Source organism: Herminiimonas aquatilis (genome assembly GCF_042665175.1).
Taxonomy (GTDB): domain Bacteria; phylum Pseudomonadota; class Gammaproteobacteria; order Burkholderiales; family Burkholderiaceae_D; genus Oxalicibacterium; species Oxalicibacterium aquatilis.
The window spans coordinates 466,623-489,683 of record NZ_JBHTCC010000002.1; the positions used below are offsets into that span (position 1 = coordinate 466,623).

At 51.4% G+C, this 23,061-nt stretch carries 21 protein-coding genes; 10 read left to right on the top strand and 11 right to left on the bottom strand.

From position 1 onward, the window contains the following. Positions 1 to 102: 102 nt before the first annotated feature. The 4 genes from ACFQO0_RS11740 to ACFQO0_RS11755 form a co-directional block, all read right to left on the bottom strand. Positions 103 to 531, bottom strand: a complete 429-nt coding sequence (locus tag ACFQO0_RS11740) for a universal stress protein (RefSeq protein ID WP_382234829.1) — start codon at positions 529 to 531, stop codon at positions 103 to 105. A 62-nt stretch (positions 532 to 593) separates the two neighbouring features. Further along, positions 594 to 1,286: a TerC family protein gene (locus ACFQO0_RS11745; protein WP_382234831.1), complete on the bottom strand. Its 693-nt coding sequence runs from the start codon at positions 1,284 to 1,286 to the stop codon at positions 594 to 596. 118 nt (positions 1,287 to 1,404) lie between these two features. Then, a complete protein-coding gene (locus tag ACFQO0_RS11750) occupies positions 1,405 to 2,817 on the bottom strand; it encodes a sensor histidine kinase (protein WP_382234833.1) in 1,413 nt (470 codons plus the stop codon). Further along, positions 2,798 to 3,487: a response regulator gene (locus tag ACFQO0_RS11755; protein WP_382234835.1), complete on the bottom strand. Its 690-nt coding sequence runs from the start codon at positions 3,485 to 3,487 to the stop codon at positions 2,798 to 2,800. The genes ACFQO0_RS11750 and ACFQO0_RS11755 overlap by 20 nt, the downstream gene beginning before the upstream one ends. Before the next feature lie 301 nt (positions 3,488 to 3,788). On the opposite strand from ACFQO0_RS11755, the gene ACFQO0_RS11760 reads away from it, so the two are divergent. Beyond that, positions 3,789 to 4,112 (top strand): hypothetical protein, encoded by a 324-nt coding sequence (locus ACFQO0_RS11760; RefSeq protein ID WP_382234837.1) that lies wholly within the window; start codon positions 3,789 to 3,791, stop codon positions 4,110 to 4,112. A 275-nt stretch (positions 4,113 to 4,387) separates the two neighbouring features. After that, positions 4,388 to 5,326 carry a sensor domain-containing diguanylate cyclase gene (locus ACFQO0_RS11765; RefSeq protein WP_382234839.1) on the top strand — a complete coding sequence of 313 codons (939 nt, stop codon included), beginning with the start codon at positions 4,388 to 4,390 and terminating at the stop codon, positions 5,324 to 5,326. A gap of 2 nt (positions 5,327 to 5,328) precedes the next feature. On the opposite strand, the gene ACFQO0_RS11770 is transcribed toward ACFQO0_RS11765, so the two are convergent. Then, positions 5,329 to 6,045: a YceI family protein gene (locus ACFQO0_RS11770; RefSeq protein ID WP_382234841.1), complete on the bottom strand. Its 717-nt coding sequence runs from the start codon at positions 6,043 to 6,045 to the stop codon at positions 5,329 to 5,331. Positions 6,046 to 6,238: 193 nt separating this feature from the next. Between ACFQO0_RS11770 and ACFQO0_RS11775 the strand changes: the two genes are divergently transcribed. Next, positions 6,239 to 6,853, top strand: coding sequence for an SRPBCC family protein (locus tag ACFQO0_RS11775; protein WP_382234843.1), 615 nt, complete (start codon positions 6,239 to 6,241; stop codon positions 6,851 to 6,853). Positions 6,854 to 6,902: 49 nt separating this feature from the next. On the opposite strand, the gene ACFQO0_RS11780 is transcribed toward ACFQO0_RS11775, so the two are convergent. The 3 genes from ACFQO0_RS11780 to ACFQO0_RS11790 all read right to left on the bottom strand — a co-directional run bounded on the left by ACFQO0_RS11780 (position 6,903) and on the right by ACFQO0_RS11790 (position 10,370). Beyond that, positions 6,903 to 9,176 (bottom strand): hybrid sensor histidine kinase/response regulator, encoded by a 2,274-nt coding sequence (locus tag ACFQO0_RS11780; protein WP_382234845.1) that lies wholly within the window; start codon positions 9,174 to 9,176, stop codon positions 6,903 to 6,905. 1 nt (position 9,177) lies between these two features. Continuing rightward, positions 9,178 to 9,579, bottom strand: a complete 402-nt coding sequence (locus ACFQO0_RS11785) for an Hpt domain-containing protein (protein ID WP_382234847.1) — start codon at positions 9,577 to 9,579, stop codon at positions 9,178 to 9,180. A 176-nt stretch (positions 9,580 to 9,755) separates the two neighbouring features. Then, positions 9,756 to 10,370: an excisionase family DNA-binding protein gene (locus tag ACFQO0_RS11790; protein WP_382234849.1), complete on the bottom strand. Its 615-nt coding sequence runs from the start codon at positions 10,368 to 10,370 to the stop codon at positions 9,756 to 9,758. A gap of 432 nt (positions 10,371 to 10,802) precedes the next feature. Between ACFQO0_RS11790 and ACFQO0_RS11795 the strand changes: the two genes are divergently transcribed. From ACFQO0_RS11795 to ACFQO0_RS11820, 6 genes are all read left to right on the top strand, one after another. Beyond that, complete coding sequence (locus ACFQO0_RS11795; RefSeq protein ID WP_382234851.1) at positions 10,803 to 12,443, top strand: methyl-accepting chemotaxis protein; 1,641 nt, start codon at positions 10,803 to 10,805, stop codon at positions 12,441 to 12,443. A 51-nt stretch (positions 12,444 to 12,494) separates the two neighbouring features. After that, positions 12,495 to 13,373 (top strand): substrate-binding periplasmic protein, encoded by an 879-nt coding sequence (locus tag ACFQO0_RS11800; protein WP_382234853.1) that lies wholly within the window; start codon positions 12,495 to 12,497, stop codon positions 13,371 to 13,373. 14 nt (positions 13,374 to 13,387) lie between these two features. Beyond that, positions 13,388 to 16,336, top strand: a complete 2,949-nt coding sequence (locus tag ACFQO0_RS11805; RefSeq protein WP_382234855.1) for an ATP-binding protein — start codon at positions 13,388 to 13,390, stop codon at positions 16,334 to 16,336. After that, positions 16,333 to 17,376: an HD domain-containing phosphohydrolase gene (locus ACFQO0_RS11810; RefSeq protein ID WP_382234857.1), complete on the top strand. Its 1,044-nt coding sequence runs from the start codon at positions 16,333 to 16,335 to the stop codon at positions 17,374 to 17,376. Before ACFQO0_RS11805 ends, ACFQO0_RS11810 begins: the two co-directional genes overlap by 4 nt. Further along, entirely contained in the window at positions 17,373 to 18,287 is a 915-nt protein-coding gene (locus ACFQO0_RS11815) for an HDOD domain-containing protein (protein WP_382234858.1), read from the top strand. Before ACFQO0_RS11810 ends, ACFQO0_RS11815 begins: the two co-directional genes overlap by 4 nt. Positions 18,288 to 18,486: 199 nt before the next feature. Beyond that, on the top strand, positions 18,487 to 19,554 hold the full coding sequence (locus ACFQO0_RS11820; protein WP_382234860.1) for a M29 family metallopeptidase: 1,068 nt from the start codon (positions 18,487 to 18,489) through the stop codon (positions 19,552 to 19,554). A 97-nt stretch (positions 19,555 to 19,651) separates the two neighbouring features. On the opposite strand, the gene ACFQO0_RS11825 is transcribed toward ACFQO0_RS11820, so the two are convergent. Beyond that, entirely contained in the window at positions 19,652 to 20,077 is a 426-nt protein-coding gene (locus ACFQO0_RS11825; protein WP_382234862.1) for an organic hydroperoxide resistance protein, read from the bottom strand. A gap of 155 nt (positions 20,078 to 20,232) precedes the next feature. Continuing rightward, positions 20,233 to 20,688 (bottom strand): MarR family winged helix-turn-helix transcriptional regulator, encoded by a 456-nt coding sequence (locus tag ACFQO0_RS11830; RefSeq protein WP_382234864.1) that lies wholly within the window; start codon positions 20,686 to 20,688, stop codon positions 20,233 to 20,235. 217 nt (positions 20,689 to 20,905) lie between these two features. Between ACFQO0_RS11830 and trmB the strand changes: the two genes are divergently transcribed. Next, entirely contained in the window at positions 20,906 to 21,622 is a 717-nt protein-coding gene (gene trmB / locus ACFQO0_RS11835; protein ID WP_382234866.1) for a tRNA (guanosine(46)-N7)-methyltransferase TrmB, read from the top strand. Between the two features lie 32 nt (positions 21,623 to 21,654). Here the strand turns inward: trmB and ACFQO0_RS11840 are convergent, their stop codons facing one another. After that, positions 21,655 to 22,857: a GGDEF domain-containing protein gene (locus ACFQO0_RS11840; protein WP_382234868.1), complete on the bottom strand. Its 1,203-nt coding sequence runs from the start codon at positions 22,855 to 22,857 to the stop codon at positions 21,655 to 21,657. Positions 22,858 to 23,061 lie beyond the last annotated feature (204 nt).

A 23,061-nucleotide genomic window follows, 5' to 3' on the forward strand; every position in this document is an offset into this window, starting at 1 on the left:
GGGCCCAAGAGACTCAGCTTGAGGACTGAGCCTGATACACACTTGCTTCCTGCACTATTCCATATCGAAAATTCGATACAGCGAAGCAAGACCGATTCTTGACTAGTACACCTCGCTGATATCGCAACTGCCTTCCGCTCCGATCAACTGGCGCAGTTGGCTGCCGACCGAACCCAGGCCCAGGTTTTCAAACATGCCCTTGTGCTTGGGCACCACGATTTGATCGCAATGATGTTCGCGCGCAAAGCGAACAATGCTTTCCGCCTTGTGTCCAACCAGAATACTTTCCTGATGCGGCACGCCAGCTGCATCCAGTTTTTCCATCATCGGTTGCAGGATGTGCATGCCGTTTTCCTGATGGAATTCCTCCACCTGTTTCTTGCTGACAAAGCGCGTGACGAATTTTGAAATCGGCATTTGCACGTTCAGCAAAAACAGTGTGACCGGCTGCTTGCGATAACGCTCGATCACATGCTTGAGTGCGCATTCCACATCGCTACTATCGTTAATTGGTACCAATACGTTGATCATGATTCGTCTCCTTGATGGTCCGCTATCTTATGGATATCTGTGCTTGTGCTTTCCGCCAGGCCTCAGCCTTCGGTAGGTACCGCCATCGCTTGCCGGGAGCCGAGCAGCTTACCCATGCCGATCACGATCAATACCCCCAGGATAGGCAAGGCGATCTCCAGATAATGCGCATTGGCGAGAAAGCCTTTGAGCGCAGGATCTTCGACGGCCATTTCACCGGCAACGTAACCGAGCAAACCAGCACCCAGGGTGACGATGATAGGAAAGCGTTCCATCAGGCGCATCAGCATTGCGCTGCCAAACAAAATCAATGGAATGGTGATGACCATGCCGACGAACAGCAAGCCCATATGGCCGTTGGCGGCACCCGCCATGCCCAACACGTTGTCGAGACTCATGACGATGTCAGCGATGATGATGGTTTTGACCGCACCCCAGAAATTGTCGCTGGAGCTGATGTCGCTGTTTTCTTCTTCCGGCAGCAACAGTTTGATGCCTATCCAAAGCAACAGGATGGCTCCAACCACTTCGACGTAGGGAATGGTCATCAGGTAAGAAGCGAAAGCGGTCAGTATGGTCATCAAAATAACGATGGCAACAGTACCGATCAGAAAGGCATTTCTTTGCTGTTTGGCTTCGAGATTACGGCATGCCAGTGCGATGATGACGGCATTGTCGCCACTCAAGAGAATATTGATGATGACGATCTGGAACAGCGCCACCCACACGGTTGAATCGCTTAGTGATGCAAGCATTTCTGTCTCCTTCTATGGTTAATGTGAAAACCAGTCCATAGTAGAGATCAGCGCTTACGCTGTTCTTTCGCGAAAATTACATTCAGCTTTCGCGAATATTACAAAATCCTTACAAACCTCATAACGGTGCGTGCGTGATGGGGAAAGACACCGTAAAAGTGTTACCGACGCCATCCACATCATCCTCCAGCGTGATGGTCGCATTATGTAAGGTAGCGATTTCATGCACGATCGCCAGGCCCAGACCGCTACCCTCTTCATGTGAACCCAGCAAGCGGTGAAAGCGTTCAAAAATGCGCTTGCGCTCCTCTACCGGAATCCGCGTGCCGTCATCGCTGACGATGAGATGCGCATTCTGATCCATCCGCACATGCACGGTAACGCGCCCGCCGGGCGGCGTGTAGCGGATCGCATTGTCGACCAGATTGTTGATCATTTCGGTCACGCGCGCCGCCTCGCCATTCAGCAGCACAGGCTGCGGGGCCGCATCGAAACCGAGGTCAATCTGCTTCTTGTACGCCAGCGGTACCCAATCCTGCGCAGTGCGCAATGCAAGCTGATTCAAATCGAAAGGCGCAAAATTGGCAGCCACATTGTTCGGCTCATTGCGCGCAAGAGAGAGCAGTTGCGACACCAGCCGCGACAAGCGCTCTGCACTCGTATAAAGATGGCCCATGGCGCGCTTGATCTGCACCGGATCATTCTCGCGTAGTGCGAGTTCTATATGCGCCTTCAAGCCAGCCACAGGCGTGCGCAACTGATGCGCAGTGTCGGCAATGAAGCGCCCCTGAAAACCCAGTACCGCATCGACACGTTTCATCAAATCGTTCACTGCGCCTACCAGTGGTTCGACTTCACCGGGTACGTTATCTGCCGCAATCGGACTCAAATCCAGATGCGAACGCACGCCGACTTCCTGCTGCAGATTGCGCAAGGGTGCCAATCCTTGCGCCACGCCGCGCCATATCAAAATTGCTGCTATCAGGATCAACAAGACTTGCGGCAGGATCAGCTGAATCAGCAAAGCACGTTCGTGACGATCACGTTTGACCTGCGTTTCGGCGACCTGAATCATCACGGGTTCGGTCGGCGGATGCAGTAAGGGCTGCCCGCGAAACAGGGCAACCCGTACAGATTGATCGCCGAGCACGCCATCGTAATACGCGGTCTCTCTGCCGCTCTTGATTGTCCTCTGCACCGGCAAGGTTGGATCTCCGGCGATCAAATTTCCATCCAGCTTGCGTATTGCGTAATAGACCTGGTCTTCCTTGTCGAGCAAGAGCGTGCGCTCTGCATCAGGCGACAGGTCAAAACCCATGCCGTCGCCGGTGCGCGTCACATGCAACAATAATTCGCGAGCGATTTCGTTAAGTTCGACGTCATACACATCGTTGGCGACATGACGCACCACGAAGTAGCTACCGACGATATCGATCAGCAGAACAAGAGACAAAGGGACCAGCACCAGCCGCAGCAACCTGCTGCGCAAGGTGGGATTACCCACACGTGTCTTAGTTTTCGGTGCGTTCATTTTCGCCGGATTTTTCAAGAAGATAGCCCATGCCGCGCACGGTGCGGATATTGATGTTGTAGGGTTCCAGTTTTTTGCGCATGCGATGTACGTACACTTCAATCGCATTGCTACCTCCGTCATCGCCCCACCCAAAAAGGCGATCAACCATTTGCTCCTTTGTGACAACCTGGCCCTGACGCGACATCAACACTTCCAGCACCGCCAGTTCACGCACCGACAGTTCCACCGGCACATCGTGATGAAACAGCCGATGCGCCTCCAGATCGAAGCGCAAGCTGCCGTGTGTCAAACTCTTGCCGGCATCAAACTGCCCACGACGTATCAATGCGCGCACACGTGCTTCGAATTCAGGCAAGTCGAACGGCTTGGTCATATAGTCATCTGCACCGAGATCGAGTCCTGCCACGCGATCATCCAGCGTATCGCGTGCCGTCAATATCAACACCGGGACGCGCGACTTGCGCTCGCGCAGGCGCCGCAGCACAGCCAGTCCATCCATCTTGGGCAATGCAATATCCAGCAACACCAATGCATATGCATCGTTGCTTAAAGCGCGATGGGCATCTTCACCGTTATCAACGTAATCGACGGCATAACCTGCCTGGCTCAGTGCCCGTGTCAGCGCGGCAGCCAATACTGCATCATCTTCAACAATCAAAATGCGCATAAAATTTATCCGTTCAGTGATGCCGATTTAATCGTATTTTTTATAGTTATAGATATATAGAGGGAGCAAGATTGCAACGTATTCTTTGATATCGCTTGCAGCCCCTCTCAAAAAAATAAGCTTGTGCATTTATATCTGCACGACAGCATAAGCAGACAAAAGCTGGATGTCTACCGAATCACCCAGATGAAACAAAGTGTAACAACACGAATTATCGTCAACCACATCTTCGGGCTGGCGTTAAAGGTAGTACGGATTACGAACGATCCGCACTTTTATATACTTTAGAGAGAGCACAACAATGAACAAATTAATCGCTACCCTGGTTGCTGGTCTGTTTGCCTCCGTCGCTTTTGCACAAGCGCCTGCACCCGCCACAAGCCCTGCACCTGCTACAGTAAAAGCTGAAGTCAAAGCTGAAAAATCGGTTGCCAAGGCTGAAAAATCAGAAGCCAAAGTGGACGCAAAGGCAGATGCATCCGCAGCTAAAGTAGATGCAAAAGCAGACGCGTCGAAAGCAAAAGCACACGCTAAAGCAGAACACAAAAAAGCAAAAGCACACGCCGACACCAATGAGAAAAAAGCAGAAGCTGCTGCAGATGTAAAAGCATCGACAGTAAAATAATTAAAGGTAATCGACAGCTAAGGCTGTCTTTTATCAGCATGCCATTCGACTGGTTTTTCGAATAGCAGCTATTTCGCCCGCACCACCTTGACGGTATGCGGGCGTTTTCTATTTGGCCTCGCTACTTGAACCGTTACTTGAACGATTGCAGTCGGAATTGCCAGATTCAAGAAGAAATCGCGCCATCATGATAAAGTTTCTCAAAAGCACAAACGCCACAAATCAAGGTATGCATTATTCCGCTGTTTCCGACACCAGATCAAAAGCCTTACACGATGACCGACATTGCAAAAAAAATGGAAACCGACAGCGCCGTCTATAAAACCCTGCTGGAATCGACTAAAGCGATTCCATGGAAAATAGACTGGAAGAGCATGACTTTCGCCTATATCGGCCCACAGATTGAGGCACTACTCGGCTGGACGCCGGAAAGCTGGATCAGCGCACAAGACTGGGCCGAAAGGATGCATCCAGAAGACCGCGAATGGGTCGTCAATTTCTGCGTATCGCAGTCCAAGGAAGGCACCGATCACGAGGCCGACTATCGCGCACTTACCAAAGACGGCAGTTATGTATGGATACGCGATGTCGTACACGTTGTGCGCGATGACGCTGGCCAAGTAGAAGCACTGATTGGATTCATGTTCGATATCAGCGAGCGCAAGAAAACCGAAGCCAAGCTGGTCGACCTGCAAAAAGAACTGGAAGCACTTTCCTTCAAGGATGGCTTGACCGGCGTGGCAAACCGTCGCATGTTCGATTCCATTCTGGAAGCAGAATGGGCGAATGCAAAATTAAATCATCAGCCACTATCCATCATCATGCTGGATATCGATTATTTCAAACAGTACAACGATCACTATGGGCACATACAGGGAGATGATTGTCTGAAGCGCGTCGCCAAGACCCTAAGTGCAGCAACCAGAGCGCGCGACTTTTTTGCTCGCTTTGGGGGTGAGGAATTTATGCTCGTGTTGCCGGAAACCGATGAGTCAAATGCGATCAATATCGCCGAACGATGCCGCACATTGATCTGCAAGGAAAGAATCCCGCATGAAAAATCCGAGGTCATTCCCATGGTTACCGTCAGCCTCGGCGTTGGCACCATTATTCCTTCAGAAAAAGATGACCCGATCAGATTCATCGAAGAAGTGGACAAGCGTTTGTATCGCGCCAAACAGCGCGGCAGAAACTGTATAGCGAATAGCCATTAATATTATTTCCTGACTGCCTCTGCCAGGATACGGAATCGCAGATCCAGCCTGTCCTGCACCTGAATCGCGCCATTCAATATTGAAAACGGCACGATGCCGAAATCGGATTGCTTGAAGTGCATATTTCCGCTGACAAGCAAACTATTGTCAGTCGTATGCACTTCGGCTGGGACTTCGAACGTGCGACTGATGCCTTGCAAATTGATCGTGACAACCAATATATTGGCTGTGCCCTTTCTCTGGATATGAATCAGCGCAACAGGAAACTGCGACACATTCAATACCTTGCCAAGCATATTGCGTCGCGTGCCTTCGATATCGTCTGGCGTCGGTTGCGTAGTAAATCCCGCCTCAACGCGCAAGGCGGCCTCATCCACAACCAGTTTTTCCAATGGAATCGACAAGTCGGCCCTGCCTTCTGATTGCGCTACATAACCTGTTACGTGATGGCTTGCCACGACGTGATCGTGACCGAAGCGCGCAAATGCACCGGCGCGGCGAACCTCAAGCACCAGCAGCGATTGCTGCGAGTTCACGCGCAATATATTCTTGCCTCGTGCTTCCGCTTGCAGGTAATCATTCTCAGGAAAGATCGCAGCAGACGTGCGGCCCTGCTCGGGCTTTTGCAGGCGCACATCGGGTGCACAAGCGACAAGCATCACTATGCCTAAGAGTAGCAAGACGGTTTGCCAACCATGCTGCGATTTGATGCGTTTCATTTTTGTTCCAATCACTACTTGGTGTATTTGAAGAAATTGTAGCGACTGATTCCATTCTTCAACCCTTGAAGCGTAATATAACCGAACACACTTTTTCCTCTTGCATAGCGTTTGATCCCAAGCCAAATACATGACCAGCGACAAATCTCATTTCGCTAGAGCCTTGGCTCTATGCCTGCTTTTGCTAATGCATATGGGATCGACAAGCTATGCGCATGCGACCAGCGAAACGCCAAAGAACTCCTTTTCTATTGAAGCCACACGTTATGGCAATGCTGTGCAAGTGCATGCCCGTAGCACGATCAAGGCACCGCTGGAATTGATATGGAACACATTGACTGACTACGATCACCTGTCGCAATTTATTCCCGGCATGACGAAAAGCCAGCTGATAAAACGTCAAGGCAGGATAGTCGTTATAGAACAATCGGGTTACGCCCATCTATGGTTTTTTCGTTTCCCGATTGAGGTCACGGTCGAGGCAACCGAACAACCGTCGACAGCGATTCAGGTTCGCCTGCTAAAGGGCAATCTCAAACGACTGGAAGGCCATTATGAAATCGAGAAGATAGGTGATGATTACTACGCCTTGCGATGGTCGGGAACGATAGAACCGGGTATTGCGGTCCCGGGATTTCTTGCTACAGATTTGATGCGCAAGAATATTTCTGAACAGTTTGTAGGGATGGTGAAAGAGATAGAGAGGCGGGCCGCTTTGGCTGAAGCCGACTTGTCACCCCAGCGTTCTCAGACGCAATCGATGGATGCCGAGTTCCGCCACAAAACTTTGCAAGAACCCGGAAGATAAACACAAGCTGGCACCGGCATGACTCTGGTTTGCAGGGGAAACCTTTCGATCAATTCCCGGTTTGTCTGTCGATCACCGCAGAAAATTCGGCTGAGGTAAAAGGCTTCGACAGATAGTCATCCATACCTGCAGCAATACAACGCTCACGGTCGCCTTCGATTGCACTGGCCGTCAATGCAATGATCGTGGTGCGCATAGCCCGTCTGGTCAATTCAATTTCCCTGATCCGCTGACTGGCCGCATAGCCATCCATCACGGGCATCATGCAATCCATCAGGATCAAGTCGTAATAATTATTTTCGAACGCTGCCACGGCCAGTTGTCCATTTTCCACTTCATCGACGGTGTACCCTTTTTTAGTCAACAAAATGCGCGCCAGTTGCCGGTTCATCTCTGTATCTTCAGCAACCAGAACATGCTGCAATCGGGCCGGCAGTTGCGTTAAAGGGGCGGCGACTTCGCGTTTCTGACTTGGATCTTCGAGCACAGTTTCCGACACGTCCTCGGAGCTCTCATTCAATATGCGAGCAGGAATGGAGAATGCAAATGTGGTGCCAACATTGACCTCACTGGTGCATGTAATCTGCCCCTGCATCAAATCGATCAGGCGCTTGCAAATGGCGAGGCCCAGACCGGTGCCGCCATACTTTCTATGTATTGTATTGTCGGCTTGGCGAAATGCTTCAAACAAATGATTTTGCTCGGCCGCGCTGATGCCTATCCCACCGTCCTTCACTGCGTACTGCAGATGCGCCAGCTTTGGCTCAGAAGGGTTCACATGCACACCACAGGAAATGACAATACTGCCGGTGGGCGTGAACTTGATCGCATTGCTCAGCAGGTTACCCAATACCTGTCGAATACGGCTGGGATCGCCTTTGAGCAGCAGAGGGATGTTCTTGTCGAGTTCAAATTTGATATGCAGATTTTTCTTGTTGGCATTTGCCTCATGCAGCATCACCACATCGCGCAATAACTGCACAGGATCGAAAGCCGTGCTCTCGATTTCCATGTGGCCGGATTCAATCTTTGAGAAGTCCAGAATTTCATTAATCATTCTCATCAAATCACGTGCGCCGCCAAATACATTCTGTGCGTAGACATGCTGCGTTTGATCAAGCCGGGTATCCAGCAATAGTTCAGACATTCCAATGATGCCATTCATGGGCGTGCGAATTTCATGGCTCATCATGGCAAGAAATCTGGATTTCGCTTCATTGGCAGATTCTGCCTGCGTCTTCAGCATCAATGCCTCCTCGGCATCTTGCTCGCGACGTTTAAGAATCACTGCCATCAACCAAAAAGCGACCAGCAATGCCAATACACTAAAGACAGCCGTCAAACCCAGTAGTTGGACCGTGCGGTACCAGCTCCCCAGAAACATCGCCTCTGTGATCGTTACATTGATGACCAGCGGATAGTCCCGTATGACCCTGACCGCGCCCATCCGATACACGTCTTTGAAATCTGCTGCGGCGCGCGGCCCATGCAGCAGCAAGACATCATTCTTCTTGCCTTCCTGCAGTACCTTGTAAGTGCTGCCAGTCAGATTCCGCTGCCCCATCATCGCGTCCACCATCGGCGATCTTGCGAGCAAGGTATTGTCCAGTCGGTACAGCGAAATAGAGGCATCCTGACCTGGCGCAACGTTCTCAAAGAATTTGCCAAAAAAATCGCAGGAAATTCCCAGCAGGACAACGCCCAGGAATTGCCCATTCGCAGAATTGAGACGACGACTGATGTAAAAGGTCCACTTGCCGTTTCCCTTGTTGCGAACGGGCTGACTCAAAAATACGCTGGTATTGACGTTCTTCTGGTGATGCAGGAAATAATCCCTATCTGCCAGGTTAATCGCAGGAGCAGGAAAATTGCGGGTGAAGTTGACCACATCACCGTTCGCGGCAACGATCGTGGCAACGTCCACTTGGGGTAGTCCGCCGATTTTGTCGCGCATCATCTGGTAAGTCTTATCGTTGCGAAAAGCACCTATCAAATCGGAACTTTTTCCATTCTGCTCAACCGATACTGCCTCGACAATACTGTCCAGAACGAGGTAGGAAGATGCCATCGTTTGCGCAGTATTTTCTGCGAGAACCAGCTTCAAATTACTCAGATCATGACGCCAGTCCTCTATCTCTCTTTCCCTTAATATCCACGCCGATACAATCGTGGTGACGATGAGAAGAACGATAATCACGCCACCAATCAGCGAAGTAATAAACCGTGCGCTCAGTCCGCTCCATTTCGGAGCGCTCAGCAATGCGGCAAAAGTAGATTCGCGGTTTTTTCGTGTGATGGATGGCATTTCCACGGAAGGCTTCACGTCAAACTCCCTGCCGCAGACAATATGCTTCACGCCAAGCGGCGTTCGCACATTCCCGGGTCGTATGCTCTACTTCTCTTTCCACTCCGGCAAACAAGTGTTCCAGCGTCGGCAAAACATCAACGACTTCTGCCATCTTCGTCTGCCACGACCACCGCTCTACCTGCCTCAGTATCTCGGTCAGCTCGACCGCTCCTACCAGCGAGGTCGTGCCGATCAACGCGTGTGCTTCGCGTGCCAGGAGCTGGCTGTCGGCAACCGAAATTGCCGTGCGTATACGCACCATCATGGCTGGCGCAATATCCAGAAAAATAAGAGAGAGATTGAGAAACGCCTCCACATCGTCGGATACGGCGTTGAGCAACACGGCGGGATTAATATGTTCGTATTGAAACTGGTGCATGCGCGGCCGTCCTCAGAATGGGTTGCCCACAGGATCTGTCAGCGCGTGCCTTGTCCAGTACAAGCCCAAGAACGCGCCATGAATTACTAATAATTCGGTGAGCGAATGATGAATGCATTCGCGATTATAGGAACACCCCCAAATTAAATCTGTTAAATTTGTTTAAATCGTTATTCTTATCTGGTGCGCAATCTCTGCGCGCAACATGCTTTCAAATAACCGCGCAACTCATCGTAATTGACCGGCTTACCGAAAAAGACCACCCCCGGAGGCACGCCGCCGCGCTCCTCCAGCTCCCCCACGGACAAACTCGATACTATCGCGATATTCATATCAGCCAATTCCGGATACGTCAAAATAGTCCGCACCACCTCGTAGCCATCTATCCCATCCATGACAATGTCGGCCAGCAAAATGTCCGGCTTGCTGCGTGCGATCTCAATCAGGGCCTGATAACCGGTCTCACAAAATGTCAGCGTGGCAGGCAAATTCCAGGAAGATATCTGCTTCTCATACAGCGCGCGCTGCATTTTATTATCCTCAATCACAAGTATGACTGCGGGTATGTGTACACCTCTGACCGTCTGCGCAACGTCAAGCGCAGACTTAGGCGAGGATTTATAGGCCTGCACCGCCGCCATCGGAATGCGCCTGTGTCCGCCTTTCGTCTTCCAGGCCTCAATCACCCCCGCCTCAACCAATTGCTGAACCGTAGTCACAGACACCCCCAGAATCTGTGCCGCCTGCTGGGTGGTACATACATCAGCGTTCAACATTTCAGCTTTCTTCATATTAAAAATGCCACTTTAAACATTTTAACCAAATTAAACAATTTAATTTGATAAATTCGATATAATCGGTTTAACGCTGGATTGAGACTGATCCATTCATACAAAACGTTGATTCATATTATCAGGCTCGGCGAAGACACAGAATATGTGTCCTCCCATATGGCTCAAGTATCCAGGGCACAAGCCGGTCAAGTGCATTAAAAAAACGAAAAATTTAAACAAATTGATATCTTTTCACGCAAGTGGGGACGAAATGGACCAGCAAGCGAATATTGCAGTCAGCGCGACAAATCAGAGAAGTAATACGGCATGCGCGCTTTACTTGCGCGCTCATTCGCAAGACGTCCATGCATCTGCAACGCTGCCGTGCCATGACGATTCGATCAATCCCCTACTACGCATTTTTTGCATCTTTTATCAGGGCAAACTCTTATGAGCATCACACACATCAAAATCGGCACGCGCCTGACTATAGGTTTCTCAATCTTATTGATATTCGTAGCCGCTATTTCAGGGATTGCTTACTGGCGCTTGCAAGGAATAAACGCAACCATTACTGAAATGATTGATCAGGTTCTGGTCAAGGAAAGACTGGTTTCACAGTGGCAGGAAAACACGAATTTGAACGGCACGAGAGCGCTCGCGATTGCGCAGACCGACGATGCTACCAAGCTGCAAAAAATGCAAAGCAAAATCAAGGAAACCAGCGCAAAAATATCAGAATTACAAAAGGAACTCGACAAGTTTGAAAAGACTGCGGAAGAGACCGCACTCCTTGAAAGCATTGCGGAAAAACGCAAGCACTACATCGCGATGCGCGATAGCGTCATGAAAGAAAAGACTATCAATCCGCAACAAGCACAAGAACTGGTCAGCACCAAACTGGAGCCGGCACTGGAAGATTACGTCAACAACATCAAGCAACTCGCCGTATACCAATCAGATTTGATCACCAGGACCACGGACCGCACAAAAGCTGAAGCATACAACGCCTCCCTTCTCTTGCTGGGTCTGGGTGCGGTGGCAGCAATGTTTGGAATATTGATTGCATTCTTCATTACAGCGAGCATCAAGAATCAGCTTGGCGGCGAGCCAGCCTATGCTGTCGACGTCGCCAATCGGATTGCCTCAGGCGATCTCGGCGTGTCGATAAGCACACGGGATGGCGACACCGTGAGCCTATTATTTGCAATCAAGGCGATGCGAGACAGCATCGCAAATATTGTCGGAGAAGTACGCAAAGGTACCGACAGTATTGCCATCGCATCGAGAGAAATTGCAGCAGGAAATCTGGATCTTTCTTCCCGTACCGAGGAACAGGCTGGCGCATTGGAAGAAACCGCATCTTCCATGGAGGAATTGACCAGCACCGTGAATCAAAATGCAGATAACGCGCGCCAGGCCAATCAATTGGCGGTCTCTGCCTCGGATGTCGCGGTACAGGGCGGTGTCATTGTTTCGCAGGTCATCAATACGATGAGCGATATCAATACATCTGCAAGAAAAATTGTCGACATCATCTCTGTCATTGAGGGTATTGCATTCCAAACAAATATTCTTGCACTGAATGCTGCGGTTGAAGCAGCACGGGCAGGTGAACAAGGCCGGGGCTTTGCAGTTGTTGCCTCCGAAGTGCGCAATCTGGCCCAAAGGAGTTCCGCCGCCGCCAAGGAAATCAAGACCTTGATAGACGACTCCGTCGAAAAAGTTGATATAGGAACTGGTCTAGTCGATAGAGCTGGTGCAACCATGGGAGAAATCGTAACTAGCGTGAAGCGCGTGACCGACATCATGGAGGAATTAACAGCTGCCAGTCGGGAACAGTCTTCGGGTATCGGACAGATCAACCAGGCAATCGCGCAAATGGATCAGGTTACGCAGCAAAATGCCGCACTGGTTGAAGAAGCGGCTGCCGCGGCAGAATCGCTGCAGGATCAAGCCGGCAATCTCGCACAGGTTGTCAGCGTATTCAAAATGGCTGGTGAACCAAGCAGCAATGCTACGCGAGACAGTTATTCATCTGGTTCACCGGCGCGCCTTGCCTCCAAGCCAAAAACTCCACTGCTGCGATAGAGCATAAAGCGAACAATTTCAAAATTCTCCCCTACACAAGGACAGACAGGAATGAAGGTCTCCACTTTTATGCGGCATTTGCTTGTCACGCCCAAGCGCATTCAGCATCTTGGTTTGATGATGCTTGTTGCATTGCCGATGTGGGTCGCAAGCATGTCATCAGGGATGGCATCTTCCCCGAATCGCTTGCAGAAGATATTGGCCGCTGGCGAACTTCGCGTATGCATCTGGCCGGACTACTATGGGATTACCTATCGCAATCCAAAGACACGCGAGCTCAGAGGGATAGACATTGATACGGCGATGGCGCTTGGGTACGAACTTGGCGTAAAAATTCGCTACGTCGATAGCTCATTCCCTGCGCTGGCAGAAAATCTGTTGCAGGATCGCTGCGACATTGCGATGCATGCAGTGGGCATTACCGCTGCACGTCAAGCCTTGCTCTCTTTTACCACTCCGTATTTACGTAGTGACATCTATGCGGTCACCAGCACCAATTTTTCGTCTATCAAGACATGGGCCGATCTGGATCAGCCCGGCAAAGTCATTGCAGTGCAGGACGGAACCATTATGGAACCCGTCATGCGACAAAGCCTGAAGTACGCAAGGCTGATGGTCGTCAAGCCACCCATGCGACGTGAGGTCGAAGTCGAATCGGGCCGCGCCGATGCGTTCATGACCGATTACCCATACAGCAAGCGCATGCTGGATACCACTAGCTGGGCCAGCATAGTGGTACCAACACAGCCCTTCCACATGAGCGACTACGCGTACGCGCTGGCGTCCGGCGACGACTCTCTACTGCAACGCGTCAACAGCTTTATGGAAAAAATACGCCGTGATGGGCGCCTTCTCGCCTTTGCAAAAAAATACGGGCTTGAAACCATCCTGATTCAAAATACACCTAACCATCGTCGCGCCAATTCCTGAGAAAACGAATAGTCATGGACTCTTTGAAAAAAATATCTGGCGCCTTGTTTGCATACGTCCGCAACCTGCGCGCGCGACATTTTTTCATGTTGTCGGGATTGGCTTTTTCCGCTGGAATACTTTGGGGCACGGCTGTATTCATTGAACACGAGCGAAATTTAGCGCTGAATGCAGAGAGCGAACATGATCGCCTGTTCGTCAACGCATTTAAGAATCACACGTCGGATGCACTTTCAGCCATCGACAATCGCATCGATTCATTGCTTCAAGACCTGCCCGCCGAAGTCAGTCCTGAAGCAGGTATGGCAGCAATGGTGCGCGACTCTGTTCGACTGCGTTCAATCTCTATTGTCAGCATTGACGGCATCGTTCTGTTCAGCTCGAACAATCGACTGACCAACCTGCACATTGATCTGGAAAAACTGGGATTCAGTAGCAGCCTTGGATCTTCGCTTGAACCTGGGACCACTCAATTTGTGCGCGATCTGGACGAGATAGGAACGCAACCGGCACAATTAAGCAAGGCAACTAATGTCAGCAGTACGATTCCCTTTGCTCGCGCGATCGTCATCCGCGGCAAGCAGGCTATCGTATTGGCAATGGTTAACCCTGCTGCCTTGTTTCCCGATTTTGATCAGGCATTTTCACCGGACGTTCATTTCGCAGCACTGTTTGATTATCGGGGAAATGCACTCGCCGCAACCCCCGGAAGCAAGTTTGTTGTCAATCAGCGGTATTCTGAATTGCCAATGTATGCGCAACTAAAAGCAGATATAGAAAAAGGACAGTTTCGCTCAAGCAGAACGATCCGCGGCAGTAGTCAAAAAACATATCTCGTCAGCTTCCGCGCAGACAAAAAATATCCGTTGGTTGCCGTATTCGGTAGTTCGGAAGCGCATGCGGTGGCACGCTGGGCGAACGGCTCGGGAGAAATGATTGCAATCGGGTTGATTGCCGCCTGCATGGTGTTGATCTATAACTTTGTACTATGGCATGTGATGCGGTACCGCGACGACTCCGAACGTGAGCTGCAACGCGCCAAGGATGCAGCTGAAACAGCCAACGCAGCACGTGCAGACTTTCTGTCAACCATGAGCCATGAGATTCGTACACCGATGAATTCCGTCATCGGCATGACGGCGCTGTTGCGTGAAACACCTCTGGATGGACAGCAGGCAGAATTTGCAAAAGGGGTGGAGGAGTCTGCCACGGCCCTGATGTCCATCATCGATGACATTCTTGATTTTTCCAGAATTGATGCCGGCAAACTTCGTATTGAAAACATCGATTTTGATCTGCTAGCGGTGGTCGAGGGCAGTGTCGATGTATTCACCGCAAAGGCCGCGCAAAAAAATATATGCTTGATGAGTCACGTTGCATCCGACTTGCCGGTCATGGCATTTGGCGATCCAGGGCGCCTGCGCCAAATACTCTTGAACCTGATTGGCAATGCACTCAAGTTCACGTCTAAAGGCGAAGTAGCAGTGCGTGTGTGTCCGATCGAAAGGCAACAGGAGAATGTTCTTGTCAGGTTTGAAATCAGCGACTCCGGCATCGGTATTGATCAAGAGACGATCGCAAGACTCTTTATGCCTTTTACACAAGCAGATGGATCGGTAACAAGAGAGTACGGTGGCACCGGCCTTGGACTCTCCATTTGCAAGCGATTGGTGGAGTTAATGGGGGGCAGCATTGGCGTCGATAGTCGCCACGGGATAGGTTCCGTCTTTTGGTTCATCCTGCCTATGCCGATAGCGCGTAACCCTCGCGTAGCCGAAAGAAAAATACGGGAAACAACGACATCCATATTACTGGTCGAACCCAATAAGTCTCAAGCCGATATCCTGCGCGAATATACCAGCCGCTGGAACGCGACCGTAACGGTGGTGTCATCGGCAAGCGAAGCGCTGGCATTACAGAAAATACAAGCGCATCTGCATATCGCAATGATCGCCTCCCATCTGCCAGACATGACACCGGAAGCACTAGTTGCCGCGATCACCGCGTTTGACCCTGCGGTTAGATGCATACTGCTGGCCGACAATGAACACACGCGTGAGGATGCACATCTATACGGCTTTCAAGCAGCGCTGGTACAACCAATCCGGCGCGATGCACTTTTCGATACGCTGGTAAAGGCGGCAGAACGGCGTCGGACCAACCAGCCCGTCGCAACGGAACGAAGGGCGGCGAGACCCGTAATCGCGACACTAGCGGATATGGATCCTCGACATATTCTGCTCGTGGAAGACAACATCATGAACCAGAAAGTCGCCATTCACCAGTTACACAAGCTCGGGTTTACGGCAACGATCGCTTCGAATGGACAAGATGCACTGGACGCACTCGAAACCGCCGCTTACGAAATGATATTGATGGATTGTCAGATGCCAGTAATGGATGGTTTCGAAGCAACCCGCCGCATACGGCAACTGGAACTCTCCAAGGGAAGACACATCAAGATCGTCGCAATGACGGCGAATGCCATGCAAGGTGACCGCGAGCGTTGTCTCGCCGTAGGTATGGATGACTATATATCCAAGCCCATCTTGATCGACCGCCTGGCCGAGATAATGACGCGATATCTGCCTCAGCAGCAGAGAGAATCATTAGTGGTCACGCCGCTGTTACTTAATATGCAGCGCTTCAGTGATATGTTCGGCGACGACAAGATACTCCAGCAGGAAATGCTGACACTATTCCTGACCAGTACCAGGCCGGTGCTGACCGAGTTGCAGATTGCGATACAGGCAAAGAATGATGTCGATGTCTGCGCGATTTCGCACAGGCTCGTAGGCTCATGCGGCAATCTGGGAATGGAAGCAATGACCGCACTCGCACGTGACGCAGCCGATGCAGGGAAGGCACTTGATTTCCCTCGTCTTGTCCAGATACACGAAGAAATGCTTTCCACATTTTCACGTTTGCAAGAACTCATAGCGCGCAAGGGAGAATCATCTTGAACATACTGCTCATCGACGACGACCAGGCCAACCTGGCACTCTTGACGCACCTGTTGCGCGCCATTCCCGGTGCCGTACCGATAGAGTCGTCCGCTCCATGCGAGGCGCTGGAATGGTGTCGTGAAAATGAACCTGATCTGATTCTGATCGACTACATGATGCCTAAAATGGACGGTCTGCAATTTCTCGAAGCATTCCGCGCACTGCCCGATCGTGCCTCGGTACCGGTCATCATGATCACCGCGGATACCCAAAGTGATGTCCGACACAGGGCGTTGCAAATGAGCGCGAATGATTTCCTGACCAAGCCGGTAGACAAGACCGAACTACGCGCGCGCGTAACCAATCTGCTGGCGCTACGCAAGGCACAAAAGCAGCTTGCAAGTCGTGCTGCATGGTTGGCCGAAGAAGTTCGCAAGGCAACCCGAGAAATTGTGGCGCGGGAGCGTGAAGCCATCCATCGATTGTCGCGCGCTGCCGAATATCGCGACCCGGAAACCGGTGCACACCTGTTAAGGCTCTCCCATTATGCAGCGCTGCTGGCAGCCAATTTGGGGCTGGATCATGTTCAACAGGAATTGATTCGCGACGCCGCACCCATGCACGATATCGGCAAGGTTGGCATTCCCGATGCCATATTGCTCAAGCCTGGCAAACTCGACGCAGACGAAATGGAAATCATGCGCAAGCATCCCCAGATAGGAGCCGACATCCTCAAGAACAGTACGTGTACGCTAATGCAAATTGCAGCCACGATCTCTCTCAGTCATCACGAAAAATATGATGGCAGCGGCTATCCGCAAGGCTTGAGCGGAGAGGATATTCCCCTGTACGGACGGATCATTGCAGTGGCCGACGTATTTGACGCACTAACGTCCGCTCGCCCTTACAAGCCCGCCTGGGAAATCGACAAGGCAGTTGCGTTGATAAGGGACGGCAGCGGCACGCACTTCGATCCGAAATGTGTCGATGCATTCTTCAAGGACTGGGCCGCAGTAATGCATATATACAGCCAATACCGTGACGAGAATGCAGCATGAGCGAATTAATCGATTTTAATGAGTTAAAAGCTGCCAACGTACTGCCCTCGCCGAAGGATGTGCGCTTGCGGGTGATGCGCCTCTGCCAACAGGAAAATGTCTCGCTGAATGCGCTGGCACAACAAATACAGGCCGATCCTATCGTCGCAGGCAGGATTATCAAGATTGCGAACAGTGTCAACCCAAACAAAAACAGACCGATCGCATCGATCACTACCGATGTTCTGATCTTGGTCGGTATCGCGTCTGTGCGCCAGGTCGTGCTGGGTATATCCCTGGTGGCCGAACACCGCACCGGTATTTGCAAAAATTTTGCCTATTCCCGCTTCTGGTCGCGCTCTGCAGCAATGGCGTGTGCGGCGCAATCATTGGGCGAAAGCATACGGGTAGCACCGGTTGCCGAAATGTTTACCTGCGGCTTGCTAGCCGGCATAGGTTCCCTCGGTTTAGCGTCGGCGAGGCCGACCGCTTACTCGGATTTGATCGTTCAATGGAGCCCCAGCCAACTGCGCGAAATGACGCAAGCGGAGACCTCCCTGTTTGGTTACAACCACCTGACGCTGGCTGCGGCAATGATGGCGGACTGGAATATCCCACGCCTCTTTATCGATGCCGTGCAATATCATGAAACGCCCGCACAGTTCAATTTGGAACCAGGCTCTCGACAATGGCGCTTGACACTCATGCTTCATTTGGCGGGAAAAATTGCTGACCTGTTCGTTGCAACCGACGATGAAAAAGAAGACATCCTTGCCTTGATCCATGCATGCGCCGTCCAGCTTGAACTGGAGACGGAACGACTCTGCAATGCAATCAGTATCGCTGCCGCAGATTGGCATGACTGGGGCACTATCCTGCAGATAGAAACCCGTCCGTTTACACCCATGGCAGGTGATGCATTCGCCAGCTAGACCGACATCACCGACAGCGACCGGCTAGTATCCGGCCACACGGAGTAAGAATGGTGCACGTATTGCGTGGCCTCCTCACTTCATCTATTGGGGAGGATGCACTTTACATTCGGTGACCCGACACACGGGTACAATAGACGCTCCTCTATTCGTCCATCATCGATGATGGACGTGCTTTTCCACTGTTCTTACACCATCAATGACTCTCACCATCGCGCCCCTGCAACCATTGCGTGCTACCACTAGCCCACACTGCGAGTTACCGCTTGATACTGCAGCGCGCCACTTGCGTGATGTGCTTTCTACAGCCATCGAATACAAGTCCCCGCACGCGGCATTAATCGTGTTCGACACGCATTGCGAACTTGCGCTGACGCTGGCCGATGCCTATAGACGCTGCCTGCCGGAAGCGACCTTCATCGACTTTGATACGGTTTCCGCTGAAAGCATACTTGCCGCCTTTGCGAAACTTGAAGCTGAAGACCTGGTGGTGCTGATTCAATCAACCAACTTCCGCTTGGAAGCATTTCGCATACGGATAGAACTCTTCAAGCGAGCGCTCAAAGTGATAGAGCATCCGCATTTATCGCGAATGACAGACCAGCAAGCGCTTTACTACATAGACTCACTCGCCTACGACCCTGCTTATTATCGCGGCGTCGGACGCGCACTGAAAGCGCGCATCGATAGCGCTCGGTTTGGGGTAGTGGACAGTGGCGGCGAACGACTGGTGTTTGACTCGCCGTTCGAATCCGCGAAGCTGAATATCGGCGACTACAGCGAGATGACGAATGTCGGCGGACAGTTTCCAATCGGCGAAGTATTTACTGAAGCACAAGATCTGGAAGCAGTGAACGGCCGCGTGCGTATTTTTGTTTTTGGCGATACGGCATTTCAAGTTAATCAACCTGAGAAACCCATCACTCTGGTCATCACAAAGGGACGTGTAAGCGATTTGATCGATTCCACCCCCGAGTTCGATCAGGTCATCGCCAATATCCGGGCTGACGAAGGCGAGGTCTGGTTGCGCGAACTGGGCTTCGGCATGAACCGGGCATTCTCGCAGACCAGGACGGTATGCGATATCGGTACTTACGAACGCATGTGCGGCATCCATCTTTCACTAGGCGCCAAACACGGCGTCTACAACAAGCCGCAAATCAAACGCGCAACCGCGCGCTATCACGTGGATGTGTTCGCGGTCACCGAAGCCGTTTATCTTGACGACGAGCGTGTCTACAGCGATGGCGCGTGGCAGGTCGGATAATCAGGTCGGCATTCGCAAGAATATAAATGCAAAGCCCATGAAAGAAAGCGAACTTGCTAAAGCAAGTTCGCTTTCTTATTTGATGCCTGCTGCTTGATCAAATCAAAGTCAATGTGACGTCGATATTGCCGCGCGTTGCATTCGAGTATGGGCAAACGATGTGCGCTTTTTCAATCAAGGCTTCTGCCGCGGCGCGTTCGAGCCCTGGCAGGGAAATTTTCAGTTCAACTTCAATACCGAACCCGGTTGGGATCTGACCGATACCGACATTGCCCTGCACCGATGCGTCCGACGGGAATGCGATTTTTTCACGCGCAGATACAAATTTCATTGCACCCAGAAAGCAGGCTGAATAGCCGGCCGCAAACAGTTGCTCCGGATTGGTAACGGCACCACCTGCACCACCCAATTCTTTAGGTGTACCGAGTTTGACATCCAGTACACCATCGGATGACACGGCGCGGCCGTCACGACCACCGGTTGCAGTTGCTTGAGCGCGGTAAAGGACTTTTTCGATCGACATGGTAATTCTCCTGAAGGTTGATTCATTTAAAAATTCAGCGATTTGATTTTACCGGCTCGCCGTCCTACCGGATTAAAATAGATAACTATTAAATAGCGCACTACTTACATAATACTTTTACAATCAATGACTGCACTGCGCTAGCGACACATCATTTAGACATTGTTCGCCAGCTTGGTGCGCAGGGCAATCAACTGCTCTTTCATTGCAATCACTTCATCCAGACTGCATGCAGTCGCGCAAAATACTTCATTTTGCAATTCTGCCGCCTTAGCCCTCAAAGCATCACCACTTTTGGTCAGCGTGATAATCACTTGGCGCTCATCATGGACTGCACGCACACGCGTAATCAGCTCAGCCGCTTCCATCCGCTTCAGCAATGGTGTCAAGGTCGCAGAATCCAGAAACAGGCGCTCGCCAATATCCGACACTGTCAACTCGTCCTGCTCCCATAGAACCATCATGACCAGATACTGCGAATAGGTTAGCCCCAATTTCGGCAGCAACTTGCGGTACACCTTGCTCATGGCAAGCGAGGTCGAATACAGCGCGAAGCAAAGCTGGCTATCCAGTTTGGGAGCCACGTCAGGTTTGCTTGATTTCGATTTCATGGGTTGAATAATACATAGCGCGCTATTTAATTGCAAGCTATTTTTAAAAATATTTTCAGCGCCCTGTGTCGTGGCATGCCCCAGGCCAGCGCTATGCCTCGAATTGCATGCCGCGCGGTACAATACGGCCCGCAAGCGCTATTCGCCAGGACAGCCGCGATTCCTGTGCCTTCCTGGCAATACCCGCATTTAATCTCCAGCATATAAGACATTCAGCATGACCGATCACGCATCCGACGACGCCAAAAAACCTCTTTTCTACGATCCGACCGACCACCGCATACGCAGTTTCGTTACGCGTGCCGGCCGTCTGTCTACCGCACAGGGTCGTGCGATTGAAGAACTGGGACCAAAGTTTTTTATTCCCTACGAAAAGTCATCGCTGGATATCGATCAGGCCTTTGCGCGGAGCGCACCGACGATTTTTGAAATCGGTTTCGGCATGGGCGAAACAACCGCAAAAATCGCAGCCGGCATGCCGGAGAAAAACTTCATCGGTGTCGAAGTCCACAATCCTGGCGTCGGTAGTTTGCTCAAACAGATAGGTGAACAGGAATTAAAAAACCTGCGAGTCATCCAGCACGATGCATTTGAAGTACTGACCAATATGATTCCACCGGAATCACTGGCAGGTGTACATGTCTTCTTCCCCGATCCGTGGCACAAGGCGCGCCATAATAAGCGCCGCCTGATTCAGCCGCCGCTGGTTGCTTTGCTTTCCTCACGCATCAAAAAAGGCGGCTATCTTCACTGCGCCACCGACTGGCAGGAATATGCAGAACAGATGCTGGAAGTGTTGAACGCGGAGCCGACCTTGCGCAATACGGCTGATGGCTATGCGCCACGGCCTGATTATCGACCGGTAACCAAGTTTGAAAATCGCGGACTGAAACTGGGCCACGGCGTGTGGGATCTGGTGTTCATCAAAGAATAGCCTGTGCGGGCCACGCAGCATCGCGAGAACTGCTAGGTTGCGGCATTCATGTAGTTCTCTCCTTGCCGCCCTTCGTCTTTTTCCTCGTCACGCTCGGCCTCTACCCGATTGCGTCCATTATTTTTGGCAAAGTACAGCGCGCGATCCGCACGTGCGCTCAAAATATCGAAATTCTCACCCGTGCGCACCGTCGCAACCCCGATGCTGATGCTGTAATTGCACGCACCAAAACTGCCGGAAATCACATGCTGTTGCGACTGTTCACGCAGGCGATTGGCGATCTTGATTGCAACTTCGGTATCTGTATTCGGCAGCAACACTCCAAACTCTTCGCCACCCAGTCGCCCCAACGCATCGCCATCACGCAATGATGCAATGGTAATACGCGCAAATTCGCGCAATACCTCATCACCGACCGCATGGCCGTGGGTGTCGTTAATATGCTTGAAATGATCGAGGTCTATGATCAGCAACGACAGCGACTTGCCGGTTCGGTGCGCACGCATGATCTGCTCACGCGCGATCGTCTCAAGCCATCTTCGCGACACGGCACCTGTCATGTGATCATGATTGGCGGCATCCTCGACGCTGGCCAGCATCGCATCGTGCACCATCATGACAGCAGCCATCGTCATCGTTGGCAAAGCCACTGCCCCTATGCTCAGCAGAGCGACATTCCAGATGGTATCGAAGCTCATCAGATTGTCCGGAGGCTCAATCACACCAAAATAAGCGCCGCGCAACATCTGACATATGGCAAACAGTAATGCAACGCTCGCTGCAAACCAGTAAGGATGAGGATGGCGGTTAAGCGGACGGTGACGCAGCAGTATTATGGCGGTGGCGGTAAAAATAAGAGCATTGAAGGTCGTAATCGCAAGCACGCGTATTACGAAATTGTTGTCGCCATATGTCCATATGGCCATCACTGCGGTCAATATCGCGATGACAATCGCGAGACGGTGCAAGTGTGGGGGGCGACCGAGAAAACGCGCACATCCGGCGTAATAGCCGCAACATGCGGTTATCAGCAAGGCATTGGCAAGGATGATGGAAAGCAGATCCGGTATCGCGTCACGCAGAATGAACAAGGGCAGCGCAACGATCAGGCAAATATTGGAAAAAAACCATTCACGTATGCCGGCGATACCCGTGCGCAGCAGCGAAGCAAGCATCAACAACATGGCCAGGCTGAGCAATGCTGTAGTTGCCAAAATGGATGCGAGTGTCAGCATGTGTCGCAACTATTCCCGATAAAATAAGTTGCTTATTATAAACATTATCGCTTCGCCGAAGACAAGGCTATTGATGATTGCGCTCGGCACTAAAGCGCAAACGGAAAGATACTCCATCGTGCACTCGGCAAACATACGCCACGACTGCATTGATAAGCATTGATAACCATCGGGCTCGCATCGTCGAGACTACGGTGAACTATG